The organism is Streptomyces sp. NPDC058289, from assembly GCF_042880975.1.
GTDB classification, from domain to species: Bacteria; Actinomycetota; Actinomycetes; order Streptomycetales; family Streptomycetaceae; genus Streptomyces; species Streptomyces stoeckheimensis.
The window spans coordinates 1-11,971 of record NZ_JBHVYI010000047.1; the positions used below are offsets into that span (position 1 = coordinate 1).

Annotated in this window: 11 protein-coding genes; 6 read left to right on the forward strand and 5 right to left on the reverse strand. The window is 73.6% G+C overall.

The window, feature by feature from the left end:
* Positions 1 to 355 precede the first annotated feature (355 nt).
* The 4 genes from ACFVX6_RS23325 to ACFVX6_RS23340 are packed head-to-tail and all read left to right on the forward strand — an operon-like array spanning position 356 to position 4,697.
* The gene (locus ACFVX6_RS23325; protein WP_389694361.1) at positions 356 to 1,282 is read left to right on the forward strand and encodes an NTP transferase domain-containing protein; all 927 of its coding nucleotides are present in this window, start codon (positions 356 to 358) and stop codon (positions 1,280 to 1,282) included.
* Positions 1,279 to 2,604 carry a molybdopterin molybdotransferase MoeA gene (locus ACFVX6_RS23330; RefSeq protein WP_389694363.1) on the forward strand — a complete coding sequence of 442 codons (1,326 nt, stop codon included), beginning with the start codon at positions 1,279 to 1,281 and terminating at the stop codon, positions 2,602 to 2,604. Before ACFVX6_RS23325 ends, ACFVX6_RS23330 begins: the two co-directional genes overlap by 4 nt.
* Positions 2,592 to 3,692, forward strand: coding sequence for a potassium channel family protein (locus ACFVX6_RS23335; RefSeq protein ID WP_389694365.1), 1,101 nt, complete (start codon positions 2,592 to 2,594; stop codon positions 3,690 to 3,692). The genes ACFVX6_RS23330 and ACFVX6_RS23335 overlap by 13 nt, the downstream gene beginning before the upstream one ends.
* 27 nt (positions 3,693 to 3,719) lie before the next feature.
* Entirely contained in the window at positions 3,720 to 4,697 is a 978-nt protein-coding gene (locus ACFVX6_RS23340; RefSeq protein WP_389694367.1) for an NAD(P)H-quinone oxidoreductase, read from the forward strand.
* A gap of 179 nt (positions 4,698 to 4,876) precedes the next feature.
* Here the strand turns inward: ACFVX6_RS23340 and ACFVX6_RS23345 are convergent, their stop codons facing one another.
* Genes ACFVX6_RS23345 through pdhA form a run of 3 tightly spaced genes read right to left on the reverse strand, consistent with a single transcriptional unit; the run spans position 4,877 to position 8,414 of the window.
* On the reverse strand, positions 4,877 to 6,253 hold the full coding sequence (locus ACFVX6_RS23345; RefSeq protein WP_389694369.1) for a dihydrolipoamide acetyltransferase family protein: 1,377 nt from the start codon (positions 6,251 to 6,253) through the stop codon (positions 4,877 to 4,879).
* A complete protein-coding gene (locus tag ACFVX6_RS23350; protein WP_389694371.1) occupies positions 6,253 to 7,266 on the reverse strand; it encodes an alpha-ketoacid dehydrogenase subunit beta in 1,014 nt (337 codons plus the stop codon). The genes ACFVX6_RS23345 and ACFVX6_RS23350 overlap by 1 nt, the downstream gene beginning before the upstream one ends.
* Complete coding sequence (pdhA, locus tag ACFVX6_RS23355) at positions 7,263 to 8,414, reverse strand: pyruvate dehydrogenase (acetyl-transferring) E1 component subunit alpha (RefSeq protein ID WP_389694373.1); 1,152 nt, start codon at positions 8,412 to 8,414, stop codon at positions 7,263 to 7,265. The genes ACFVX6_RS23350 and pdhA overlap by 4 nt, the downstream gene beginning before the upstream one ends.
* A 178-nt stretch (positions 8,415 to 8,592) precedes the next feature.
* On the opposite strand from pdhA, the gene ACFVX6_RS23360 reads away from it, so the two are divergent.
* Together ACFVX6_RS23360 and ACFVX6_RS23365 are read left to right on the forward strand one after the other, a co-directional pair.
* Positions 8,593 to 9,189, forward strand: coding sequence for an Lrp/AsnC family transcriptional regulator (locus ACFVX6_RS23360; RefSeq protein ID WP_389694375.1), 597 nt, complete (start codon positions 8,593 to 8,595; stop codon positions 9,187 to 9,189).
* A gap of 4 nt (positions 9,190 to 9,193) precedes the next feature.
* Entirely contained in the window at positions 9,194 to 9,727 is a 534-nt protein-coding gene (locus tag ACFVX6_RS23365; RefSeq protein ID WP_389694377.1) for a MepB family protein, read from the forward strand.
* A gap of 4 nt (positions 9,728 to 9,731) precedes the next feature.
* On the opposite strand, the gene ACFVX6_RS23370 is transcribed toward ACFVX6_RS23365, so the two are convergent.
* Together ACFVX6_RS23370 and ACFVX6_RS23375 are read right to left on the reverse strand one after the other, a co-directional pair.
* Positions 9,732 to 10,319 (reverse strand): TetR/AcrR family transcriptional regulator, encoded by a 588-nt coding sequence (locus ACFVX6_RS23370; protein ID WP_274548577.1) that lies wholly within the window; start codon positions 10,317 to 10,319, stop codon positions 9,732 to 9,734.
* Entirely contained in the window at positions 10,316 to 11,896 is a 1,581-nt protein-coding gene (locus ACFVX6_RS23375; protein WP_389694379.1) for a 3-hydroxyacyl-CoA dehydrogenase, read from the reverse strand. The genes ACFVX6_RS23370 and ACFVX6_RS23375 overlap by 4 nt, the downstream gene beginning before the upstream one ends.
* Between the last annotated feature and the right edge of the window lie 75 nt (positions 11,897 to 11,971).

Sequence of the window (11,971 nt, forward strand, 5' to 3'; positions counted from 1 at the left end):
GCCCGGTACCCCCCTCCAGCCCGTCCGGCGCTTGAGGACCGGGCTCCGGGCAGCGCCCGGGGACACACACCCAGCCCCGCCGGCGTTTGAGGCGCGGGTCCGGGCAGCGCCCGGGGAACGGTGGAAGGGCGGGTAGGGGACTTCGCCCCGCGCAGCGGCGAAGGGCGCAGCGGGGACTTGGCCCCGTGCAGCGGCATGGAGCCCAGCGGGGACTTGGCCCCGCGCAGCAGCATGGAGCCCAGCGGGGACTCCGCCCCACGCAGCGGCACACCCGCAGCCGACCCCGCGGGCGACCGGGTAAGAACCCGGTAAACGCCACATCCCATCCGGCCCCGACCCCCCGCATACTCGGGGAATGACCTACGACGCCATCGTCCTGGCAGGCGGCGCCGCAAGGCGACTGGGCGGAGCCGACAAACCCGGCCTCCTGGTCGGAGGCCGCCCCCTCCTCGACCGCGTCCTGGACGCCTGCGAAGACGCCCGCACCACCGTCGTCGTCGCCGGCCGCAGGCCCACCGCCCGGCCCGTGCAGTGGGCCCGGGAGGACCCCCCCGGCGGCGGCCCCCTCGCCGCGCTGGACGCCGGGCTGCGGCACACCACCGCCGCGCTGGTCCTCGTACTCTCCGCCGATCTGCCGTTCCTGGACCGGGACACCGTCGGCGCCCTGCTCCGAACCCTCGACGCGCCCGAACACCACGCCCGTGACGGAGCCCTGCTCCGGGACCCGGGCGGCCGCGACCAGCCCCTGGTCGCCGCCTACCGCGCCGAGCCCCTGCGCAGGGAAATCGCCCTGCTGGCCGCCGAACACGGCTCGGTGAACGGCCTCCCCCTGCGCGCCCTCACCGCCGAACTCGACCTCACCCCGGTCACCGCGGCTGCGCCACTCGCCTCCTTCGACTGCGACACCTGGGACGATCTCGCCGCCGCCCGCGCCCGAATCAGAGAGCATGGAACCGTGCTGGAGCAATGGATCACCGCCGTCAAGAACGAGCTGGGCATCGACGTCGCCGTCGACACCAAGACCCTGCTCGACCTCGCCCGTGACGCCGCGCACGGCGTCGCCCGGCCCGCCGCCCCGCTGACGACCTTCCTCGTCGGCTACGCGGCGGCCCACGCCGAAGCCACCGGGGCCGACCCCGCACAGGCCGTGGCCGAGGCCTCCCGCAAGGCCGCCGAACTGGCCCTGCGCTGGGCCGCCGAAGGCCAGGCCGCGGAAGCCGCCGAGGCCCCGGGCGCCACCGGCCGCGAGGCCACCGGCCCCGAAGCGACCGGCTCCGGATGACCGCCGACCCCGGCACCGACGCCGACCGCGCCCTCGACCAGGCCCTCGCTCTGGTCAGCCGCGACCCCCGTTCCGACGCCGCCGTCGGCACCGGCGGCGGTCACCACGCCGCGCCCTGGCACCGGGCCCGGGAGACCGCCACCCGTGCCGGTTCGGCCGTCCGCGGCCGCACCCACCGGGTTCCCCTGGCGGCCGCCCTCGGCGAGGTGCTGGCCGCGCCCCTCGACGCCCTGGGCGACCTGCCGTCCTTCGACACCTCCGCGATGGACGGCTGGGCCGTCGCCGGTCCCGGCCCCTGGACCGTCCGCGCCGGCGAGAGCGCACTGGCCGGGAGCGAGCGCCCCGCGCCCCTCGCGGACGGCGAGGCCGTACGGATCGCCACCGGCGCCCGGATCCCCGCGGACACCAACGCCGTGATCCGCAGCGAGCACTCCCGCGAGGCCGGCGCCCTGCTGTACGCCGAACGTCCCGTCGCCACCGGCCAGGACATCCGCCCGCGCGGCCAGGAATGCCGCTCGGGCGACCTGTTGCTGCCGGCGGGCTCCCTGGTGACCCCGGCCGTCCTCGGCCTCGCCGCGGCCGCCGGGTACGACGAGCTCACCACCCGCCCCCGGCCGCGCGTGGAGATCCTGGTCCTCGGCGACGAACTGCTCACCGAGGGGCCCCCGCACGACGGGCTCATCCGCGACGCCCTGAGCCCCATGCTGGGCCCCTGGCTGACCCGGCTCGGCGCCGAGGTCATCGCCGTCCGGCGGCTCGGCGACGACCCGGCGGGCGCCGAAGCACTGCTGGCGGCCGTCACCGGCACCGCCGCCGACGTGGTCATCACCACCGGCGGCACCGCCTCCGGCCCCGTCGACCACGTCCACCCCGTGCTCGCCAAGGCCGGCGCCGACCTGCTCGTCGACGGGGTTGCGGTACGCCCCGGGCACCCGATGCTGCTGGCCCGCATCGGCGGCGGGGCCCCCGGCCAGGACCCGATCCGCCATCTGGTGGGGCTGCCCGGCAACCCGCTGGCCGCCGTCTCCGGGCTGCTCACCCTCGCCGAACCGCTGCTGCGCGCCCTCGCCGGACGGCGCCCGCGCCCCCGGTACGTGGTGCCCGTGGAGGGCGACGTACCGGGTCACCCGCACGACACCCGGCTCGTACCGGTCCTGCTGACCGAGGACCACGCCGTACCGCTGCGCTACAACGGGCCGGCGATGCTGCGCGGCGTGGCCGCCGCGGACGCGCTGGCCGTCGTACCCCCGAACGGGGCGCGGTCCGGCCAGGAGTTGGAGATCCTCGATCTCCCGTGGGCCTCGGGGGGATGTTTCACGTGAAACTTCACGGATCCGACGCGATGGCACGCGGCGCCGACGAGAAGCTCGTCTCGCGCCGCATCAAACTGCCCAAGCGCATCGTCGAAAAGCCGCTCCGTCAGGTCACGCGCCGCCTGCTGATGGCGCTCTTCGTGATGGCCCTGACGGTCATGATCGTGTGGATCGACCGCGAGGGTTACCACGACAACGCCAACAACAAGGTCGACTTCCTCGACTGCGTCTACTACGCGACCGTCACGCTGTCGACCACCGGCTACGGCGACATCGTCCCGTACAGCGACAGCGCGCGGCTGGTCAACGTCCTGCTGATCACCCCGCTGCGCGTGCTGTTCCTGATCATCCTGGTCGGCACCACCCTGGAAGTCCTCACCGAACGCACCAGGGAAGAGTGGCGGCTCAGCCGCTGGAGGAAGAACTTGCGTGACCACACGGTCGTCGTCGGCTTCGGCACGAAGGGCCGCTCCGCCCTGCAGACCCTGCTGGCCACCGGCCTCAGCAAGGAGCAGGTCGTCATCGTCGACCCCAGCGCCAAGGTGATCGACATCGCCAACGCGGAGGGGTTCACGGGGGTCGTCGGCGATGCCACGCGCTCCGACGTCCTGCTGCGCGCCGAGATCCAGAAGGCCCGTCAGATCGTCATCGCTACCCAGCGCGACGATACGGCGGTCCTCGTCACCCTGACGGCCCGCCAGCTCAACCGCGGCGCGAAGATCGTGGCGGCCGTCCGGGAAGAGGAGAACGCGCCGCTGCTGCGCCAGTCGGGCGCCGACGCGGTCATCACGAGCGCGAGCGCGGCGGGCCGCCTGCTCGGCCTCTCCGTGCTCAGCCCGAGCGCGGGCACCGTGATGGAGGACCTCATCCAGCAGGGCAGCGGGCTCGACCTGATCGAGCGTCCGGTGAACCGGGCGGAGGTCGGCAAATCGGTCCGGGACACCGACGACCTGGTCGTCAGCGTCCTGCGCGGCCACCGCCTGCTCCCGTACGACGATCCGCACGCGAGCCCCCTCCAGCTGACGGACCGCGTGATCACCATCGTCCGCGCGGCCCCCTCGGCCACCCCGCCCGTGGTGCTGGGTTCGGCGGACTGAGCGCTCCGGGGGCGATAGCCTCCGGCCATGCATGCGATCACCATCGAACAGCCCGGCGGCCCCGAGTCCCTGGTGTGGGCCGAAGCACCCGACCCGGTGGCCGGTGACGGCGAGGTCCTCGTCGAGGTGGCGGCGAGCGCCGTGAACCGCGCCGACGTCCTGCAGCGGCAGGGTTTCTACAACCCTCCGCCCGGCGCCTCGCCCCATCCCGGCCTGGAGTGCTCCGGGCGGATCTCCGCGATCGGGGCCGGGGTGTCCGGCTGGTCCGTCGGCGACGAGGTGTGCGCGCTGCTCGCCGGCGGCGGGTACGCGCAGCGGGTGGCCGTCCCGGCGGGCCAACTGCTGCCGGTACCGGCGGGCGTGGACCTGGTGACGGCGGCGGCCCTGCCGGAGGTCGTCGCCACGGTCTGGTCGAACGTGTTCATGGTGGCCGGTCTGCGCCCGGGCGAAACCCTGCTGGTGCACGGTGGATCGAGCGGCATCGGGACGATGGCGATCCAGCTGGCCAAGGCCGTGGGCGCGCGGGTCGCGGTCACGGCGGGCGGCAAGGAGAAGCTGGCGCGCTGCGCCGAACTGGGCGCCGACATCCTGATCGACTACCGCGAGCAGGACTTCGTGGAGGAGGTCCGGGCGGCCACGGACGGCGCCGGGGCGGACGTGATCCTGGACATCATGGGCGCGAAGTACCTGACCCGGAACGTGGACGCGCTGGCCGTGAACGGCCGCCTGGCGATCATCGGACTCCAGGGCGGGGTCAAGGCGGAGCTCAACCTGGCCGCCCTGCTGGCGAAGCGGGCGGCGATCACCGCCACCACGCTCCGGGCCCGCCCCCTGGAGGAGAAGGCGGCGATCGTCGCGGCCGTACGGGAACACGTATGGCCCCAGGTAGCGGCGGGCCGCATCCACCCGGTCGTGCACGCGACGTACCCGATGCAGGACGCAGCCGAGGCCCACCGCGTCCTGGAGGCAAGCACCCACGTGGGCAAACTGCTCCTGACGACCTGAACCCACATCCAGCCCCGCCGACGTGTGAGGCGCGCCGGTCCGGCGCGCAGCCCCAGCGGGTCCGGGGCGCAGCCCCAGCGGGTCCGGGGCTGCGCCCCGGGGAACGGGCGAAGGGCGGGTAGGGGACTCCGCCCCGCAGGGCAGACCACCCGCACCCGCCCCGCACCCGCCTAGGGGTGCTACAGGCTGCGCAGCAGCACCGAGGGCGACTCGACGCAGTCGGCGACGTACCGCAGGAACCCACCCGCGGTCCCGCCATCGCACACCCGGTGATCGAACGTCAGAGACAACTGGACGACCTGCCGGACCGCCAACTCCCCCTGGTGCACCCACGGCTTCGGAATGATCCGCCCCACACCGAGCATCGCCGCCTCGGGGTGGTTGATGATCGGCGTGGAGCCGTCGACCCCGAACACCCCGTAGTTGTTCAGGGTGAAGGTGCCGCCGGTGAGATCGGCCGGGGCCAGCTTCCCCGCCCGGGCCAGCTCGGTGAGCCGGGCGAACTCCGCCGACAGCGACTCCGCGCTGCGCGTCTGCGCGTCCCGGACCACCGGGACCATCAGGCCCCGCTCCGTCTGCGCGGCGAAGCCCAAGTGCACGGCCGGCAGCCGGACGATCTCGTTCGCCGCGAGGTCCACCGTGGAGTTGAGCTCCGGGTGGCGGGCCAGCGCCGCCGTGCAGATCCGGGCGAGCAGCGCGAGCACCGAGATCTTGGGGCCGCCCGCGGCGTTCATCGCCGCCCGGGTCGCCATCAGCTCGGTGGCGTCCGCGTCGACCCAGCAGGTGGCGTCCGGGATCTCGCGCCGGCTTCGCGACAGCTTGTCCGCGACCGCCCCGCGCACCCCCTTGAGGGGGATCCGCGTGGCGCCCTCCGGCGCGGCGGAGGTACCGGCCGGGACCGCGGCGGGAGCCACGACCGACGGCGCGTGAGCCGGTGCGCGCAGCGCCGCCTCGACGTCCGCGCGCAGGATCAGGCCCTCGGGTCCCGTTCCGCGCAGGGCGCGCAGGTCCACCCCGTGGTCCCGGGCCAGCTTGCGCACCAGCGGCGAGATGACCGGCACCGGCCCGGCGACGACGGCCGGTGCGGTGGCCGCCGGTGCCGTGACGGCAGGTGCCGTGACCGCCGCGACCACCGCGACCGCGGCCGGAGCCGGATCCGTGGAAGCGACCCCCGGCGCGGCGGAGCCGGGTCGCACCCGCCTCCGACGCGCCGGACGTGAATGGTCCGAGCCGTAACCGATCAAGGGCCGGGGCGCGTTCGCGGAGTCCGCGGTCCCCTCGGGGGCGTCGGCATCGGCCGGCGCGCACTGCGCACCCACCGCCACCGTGATCAGCGGGGCTCCGACGGGCAGTTCCGTCCCCTCCTCGCCGAAGCGGGCGGTGACCACGCCCCCGTACGGGCAGGGCACCTCCACCATCGCCTTGGCCGTCTCGACCTCGACGACGGGCTGGTCGATGGCGACGACGTCGCCGACGGCCACCAGCCAGCGGACGATCTCCGCCTCGGTCAGCCCTTCCCCCAGGTCCGGCAGCTTGAACTCCATGACCTGCGGCATCAGTTCTCCCACTGCAGACGGGCCACGGTGTCCAGGATCCGGTCCACGCCGGGCAGGTGGTGCTTCTCCAGCATCGGCGGCGGATACGGGATGTCGAAGCCGGCGACGCGCAGCACGGGCGCCTCCAGGTGGTGGAAGCACCGCTCCGTGACCCGGGCGGCGATCTCCGCGCCCGGTCCGCCGAAGCCGCCGGACTCGTGGACCACCACCGCGCGCCCGGTCCGGCGCACGGAGGCCACGACGGTCTCCTCGTCGAAGGGGACCAGCGAGCGGAGGTCCACGACCTCCAGGTCCCAGCCCTCCTCGCGGGCCGCCTCGGCCGCCTCCAGGCACACGGGCAGCGAGGGCCCGTAGGTGATCAGCGTCGCGCTCGTGCCGGTCCGCCGGACGAGCGCCTTGCCGATCCCGGGGACCGCCGCGGGCGCCTCGGGCGACCAGTCGGCCTTGGACCAGTACAGCCGCTTCGGCTCCAGGAAGATCACCGGGTCGTCGCTGGCTATCGAGGCGCGCAGCAGTCCGTACGCGTCCTCGACCGTCGCCGGGGTGACGACGGTGAGCCCGGGCGTGGCCACGTAGTACGCCTCGGAGGAGTCGCAGTGGTGCTCCACCCCGCCGATCCCGCCGCCGTACGGCACCCGGATGGTGATCGGCAGCGGCATCGCGCCCCGCGTGCGGTTGCGCATCTTCGCCACGTGCGAGATCAGCTGCTCGAAGGCCGGGTACGCGAAGGCGTCGAACTGCATCTCCACGACCGGCCGCAGCCCGTACATGGCCATGCCGACGGCCGCGCCGAGTATTCCGGCCTCGGCGAGCGGGGTGTCCGTACAGCGGTCCTCGCCGAACTCCTTCGCGAGGCCGTCCGTGATGCGGAAGACCCCGCCGAGCGCCCCGACGTCCTCGCCCATGACGTGGACGGTCGGGTCCTCGGCCATCGCGTCGCGCATCGCCCGGTTCAGGGCCTGGGCCATGGTCGCCGGCTTGGTGTTCACCGGCTTCACCGCCACCGTGGTCATGATCCGTCCCCCTCTTCCTGCTCGGCCGCGTCCAGCTCGGCACGGAGCATGGCCGCCTGTTCGCGCAGCTGGCCGGTCTGCTCCGCGTAGACGTGTGCGAAGAGGTCCATCGGGTCGAGCACCGGCTCCGCGTTCATCGCGTCCCTCAGATCCGCCGCCATCGCCTCGGCCGCGTCCTTGGCGGCCTTGATGCCCGCCTCGTCCAGCAGGCCGCGCGCGGTCAGCTCGCGCTCCAGCAGCTCGACCGGGTCGTGCGCCTTCCAGGCCTCGACCTCTGCGTCGCCCCGGTAGCGGGTGGCGTCGTCGGCGTTGGTGTGGGCCTCGATGCGGTACGTGACCGCCTCGATCATGGTCGGTCCGCCGCCGGAGCGAGCGCGCCGGACCGCCTCGGACAGCACCTCGTGCATGGCGGCGATGTCGTTGCCGTCGACGAGGCGGCCGGGCATCCCGTACCCCACGGCCTTGTGGGCCAGGGTCGGGGCGGCGGTCTGCTTGGCGAGCGGGACGGAGATCGCGAAGCCGTTGTTCTGGACGAGGAAGACGACCGGCGCCTGCCAGACGGCGGCGAAGTTCATGGCCTCGTGGAAGTCGCCCTCGCTGGTGCCGCCGTCGCCGACCATGGCGAGGGCGACCACGTCGTCACCGCGCAGCCGGGCGGCGTGCGCCAGGCCGACCGCGTGCGGCAGCTGGGTGGCGAGGGGCGTCGAGAGGGGGGCTATCCGGTGCTCGCGCGGGTCGTACCCGGTGTGCCAGTCGCCGCGCAGCAGCGTCAGCGCCTGTACGGGATCGAGTCCGCGCGCCACGGCCGCGAGGGTGTCGCGGTAGCTCGGGAAGAGCCAGTCCTGCTCCTCCAAGACCAGGGCTGCGGCGATCTCGCACGCTTCCTGGCCGACGGTGGACGGATATACGGCCAGACGGCCCTGCCGGGTGAGGGCGGTGGCCTGGGCGTTGTAGCGGCGGCCGCGCACCAGCTCGGCGTAGCACCGCAGCATCAGCTCGGGGTCGAGCCGGTCGGCGGCCGGGGTGCCCAGCACCCGGTACGGCTCGGGGTCCGGGAGCAGCGGGGCGGCATCCGTACGGGGCCTCCAGGCGGGCGGCGGGGTGGAGCGGTGGGACGCACCGGCACCGGGCAGCTCTTGGACCGTCATGGCGGCGTACACCTCCTCGTGGGAAGCGGGCAGGGAGGGCCCCGGGTGTGAGGCGCCTCACCTACCGATTGTTCGGTTGTCCGGGCAATTTGGCTACAGGCGGCGCCAGGCTGTGGACAAAGTGGCGTCGACGCCCTGGTATGGGTGCAGGACGTCCAGGAGAGGCAGGCATCGGGCGATGACGGATGAACAAATGGCCGGAGCGGGTTCCGCGCCGGGCCCGGCAACGGGTTCCGGAGCGGGGGGCGCACTCGGGGGCGCGCCCGTACCGCCGGTAGCCCCCGGGCCGACGGCACCGCCCCGCCCGCTGGACCCGATCGACCGGTCGATCGTGCGGCTGCTCCAGGCGGACGGCCGCGCCTCGATACGCTCCGTCGCCGAACAGGTCCACGTGTCCCGGGCCAATGCCTACGCCCGGATCAACCGGCTCATCGACGACGGGGTGATCCGCGGCTTCACCGCCCGCGTCAACCACGAACGCGCAGGTCAGGGGGCCTCCGCCTATATCACCCTGAAGATCGTCCAGAACTCCTGGCGCACGGTCCGCGAACAGCTCCGCGAACTCCCCGGCGCAGCCCACATCGCCCTGGTCAGCGGCGATTTCGACGTCCTGCTCCTGGTCCACACCCCGGACAACCGCACCCTGCGCGAGCTGGTCCTGACCCGCCTCCAGTCCATCCCGGAGGTCCTCTCCACGCGCACCCTGCTGGTTTTCGAAGAAACGGATCTGCTGGCCCGCGACCCGGCCGCCGGCCCCACGATCACGGAGGACTAGCCACATGGCACGGACCCCCGGCCCGCACCCGGATCTCCTCGCGGCCAAGGAGCTCGTCTACGACCCCTGCGGGTTCACCTGCTCAGCGCCGGTACCCGAAGCCGAGAGCGCCGAGTACGCCGCCCACGCCTTCACCCTCGACGGGCTCGCCGTCCGGTTCCGCGCGGCCAGGACGACCCCCACCAAGGCGGGGCAGTTCGTCACGCTGTGGAAGCGGTCCCCGGGCGGTCCCATCCAGCCCTTCGACACCGCCGACCCGGTCGACCTCTTCGTCGTCGCCACCCGCGACGGCGACCGCACCGGCCAGTTCGTCTTCTCCGTGGACACGCTTCACCGGAACGGTGTCGTATCGGCACACGGGTCCGGCGGGAAGAGGGCGTTCCGCGTCTACCCGCCCTGGGTGACCGCCCCCAACCGGCAGGCCTCCGCCGCCCAGGCGTGGCAGCTGGACCACTTCCTGCCCCTGCCCCCGGACGGGCCCGGAGCCCTGGCCCGCGCCCGCGAGCTCTACCGCCCCCGGGCCGCCCACGCGGGGTAGCGGGTCACCGCTGCGTGCGCAGGCCGTCCAGGGCCATGCTGACCACCGCGTCCGCGAGCTGGTCGGGGGTGGTGCCCGGGTGCGGGCGGTACCACTCGACCAGCGAGTTGACCATGCCGAAGAGCAGCCGGGTGGCGAGCCGGATGTCCACGTCCGCCCGCAGGTCGCCCTCGGCGGCGGCCGCCTTCAGCAGCTCCGCGACCTGGTGGTCGAACTCGCGGCGGCGCTCCAGGGCCCAGCGCTCGGTGCGGGTGTTGCCCCGGACCCGCAGCAGCAGGGTCACGTAGGGGAGCTCCGCGACGAGGACCTCGACCGTGCGGCGCGTGACGTACTCGACGCGTTCGACCGCGCGGCCCCGTATCGCCCCCGGCTCCGCCAGGACCGCGAAGAGCTCGTCCAGGGCCCGGCTGACGGCGCGGTGGAGCAGCTCCTCCTTGCCGGCGACGTGGTGGTAGATCGAGGACTTCGAGATGCCGGCCGCCTTGGAGAGGTGCTCCATCGAGGTGCCGTCGTAGCCGCGCTCGTTGAAGACCTGGACGGCGACCGACAGGAGCGTCTCGGGCGTGTACGTGTCCCGCTTGGCCGTCGTCATTCCGTCTCCCCCGCCGCGTCGTCCGGGCCGTCGTCGTCGGCGGCAGCCGCGTTCTCTGCGCCCTCTGCGTCCTCTGCGTCGTCGTCGCCCGCCGCGTAGCCGAGCTTGTACAGCGCCAGCGAGGGCGCGTACCGGCCGCCGGGACAGCGCTCGTCGAGGTGGTGCAGCAGGTCGTACGCCCAGTCGCGGCCGAGCCGGTCGTGCCATTCGGCGGGGCCCGCAGGGTAGTTGACCCCGAGCCGCATCGCCGTGTCGATGTCCTCGGCGCCCGCCACCCCGCGCGCGACGGCGTCGGCGGTGAGGTCGATCAGCATCGCGACCGTCCGGGCGACGATCATGCCCGGGACGTCGCCGATGACGGAGACCTTCTTGCCGAGCTTCTGGAACAGCCCGACGGCCTCCGCGAGCGTCCGCTCGCTCGTGTCCTCGCTGACGGAGAGCGCGATCCGGGTGGCGTCGCGGTAGTCGAAGGCGAGGTCGAAGTAGACGACGTCGGCGAACTCGATCGCCGTCTTGCCGTCGGCGAGCACGAGCTGCCCCTCGCCGGGCAGCTGGATGTACGGGCCGCCGTGCTCGACGTCCGTGACCTCGATCCCGGCCTCCTCCAGGAGGTCGAGGAGGCCGGCTGCCGGTCCGAGATCACCGACGACGGTCACCTTCGCGGGCGCGTCCTCGGGGCCGGCGGTGTGCGGGGCCGGGGCCTTCGCGTCCGGGCCGTACGGGTACCAGCCGTGGCCCGACTTGCGTCCGAGGCGGCCCGACTGGACCAGCCGCCGCTGCGCGAGGGACGGGGTGAACTTGGGGCTGCGGAAGAAGGACTCCCACACCGAGCGGGTGACGGCCTCGTTGACGTCCTGGCCGATCAGGTCGGTCAGCGCGAAGGGGCCCATCTTGAAGCCGCCGCTCTCGCGGAGCACGGCGTCGATGGTCGCCGGGTCGGCGCCCTGCTCCTCGTACACCGCGAAGGCCTCGGCGTAGAAGGGCCGGGCGATCCGGTTGACGATGAAGCCCGGGGTGTCGGCGCAGCGCACCGGCGTCTTCCCCCAGCCCAGGACGGTGGAGTACGCGCGGTCGGCGGCGGCCGGGTCCGTCGCGAACCCGGAGACCACCTCGACCAGCGGGAGCAGCGGGGCCGGGTTGAAGAAGTGCAGGCCCAGGAAGCGGCCGGGGTGCGCGAGTCCGGCGGCGAGCTCGGTGACCGAGAGGGAGGAGGTGTTGGTGGCCAGCAGCGCCTCCGGTGAAACCACCTCTTCGAGCGCCGCGAAGAGCGCCCGCTTGACGGTGACGTCCTCGACGACCGCCTCCACCACGAGGGCGGCTTCGGCCAGCTCCGGCAGCCCGGCCGCCGATGCGATCCGGCCGATCGCGTCCTCGGACTCGGTGCGGTCCAGACGGCCCTTGGCGGCCATCCGCTCGACCCGGTCCTGGACGAATCCGACCGCGTCGGCGGCGAGCAGGGCGTTGATGTCGTAGATCAGCACGCGGTGACCTGCGAGAAGGGCGACTTGGGCGATGCCCTGCCCCATGGTGCCGGCGCCGACGACCGCCACTGTGCGGGACCGCTCGATTGCTGTCATGCCCAGATCCTCCCGCACCGACTTGTCCACAGGTCTGCCGGGCCCTCTTGTCCCGACCGATCGTTCGGTTACTCT

What these genes read in the sequence shown, in the direction of transcription:
- ACFVX6_RS23340 (WP_389694367.1), top strand. Translation starts at nt 3,720, where the DNA reads ATGCATGCGATCACCATCGAACAGCCCGGCGGCCCCGAGTCCCTGGTG.
- ACFVX6_RS23325 (WP_389694361.1), top strand. Translation starts at nt 356, where the DNA reads ATGACCTACGACGCCATCGTCCTGGCAGGCGGCGCCGCAAGGCGACTG.
- ACFVX6_RS23330 (WP_389694363.1), top strand. Translation starts at nt 1,279, where the DNA reads ATGACCGCCGACCCCGGCACCGACGCCGACCGCGCCCTCGACCAGGCC.
- pdhA (WP_389694373.1), bottom strand. Translation starts at nt 8,414, where the DNA reads ATGACGGTCCAAGAGCTGCCCGGTGCCGGTGCGTCCCACCGCTCCACC.
- ACFVX6_RS23365 (WP_389694377.1), top strand. Translation starts at nt 9,194, where the DNA reads ATGGCACGGACCCCCGGCCCGCACCCGGATCTCCTCGCGGCCAAGGAG.
- ACFVX6_RS23370 (WP_274548577.1), bottom strand. Translation starts at nt 10,319, where the DNA reads ATGACGACGGCCAAGCGGGACACGTACACGCCCGAGACGCTCCTGTCG.
- ACFVX6_RS23345 (WP_389694369.1), bottom strand. Translation starts at nt 6,253, where the DNA reads ATGCCGCAGGTCATGGAGTTCAAGCTGCCGGACCTGGGGGAAGGGCTG.
- ACFVX6_RS23335 (WP_389694365.1), top strand. Translation starts at nt 2,592, where the DNA reads ATGTTTCACGTGAAACTTCACGGATCCGACGCGATGGCACGCGGCGCC.
- ACFVX6_RS23350 (WP_389694371.1), bottom strand. Translation starts at nt 7,266, where the DNA reads ATGACCACGGTGGCGGTGAAGCCGGTGAACACCAAGCCGGCGACCATG.
- ACFVX6_RS23375 (WP_389694379.1), bottom strand. Translation starts at nt 11,896, where the DNA reads ATGACAGCAATCGAGCGGTCCCGCACAGTGGCGGTCGTCGGCGCCGGC.
- ACFVX6_RS23360 (WP_389694375.1), top strand. Translation starts at nt 8,593, where the DNA reads ATGACGGATGAACAAATGGCCGGAGCGGGTTCCGCGCCGGGCCCGGCA.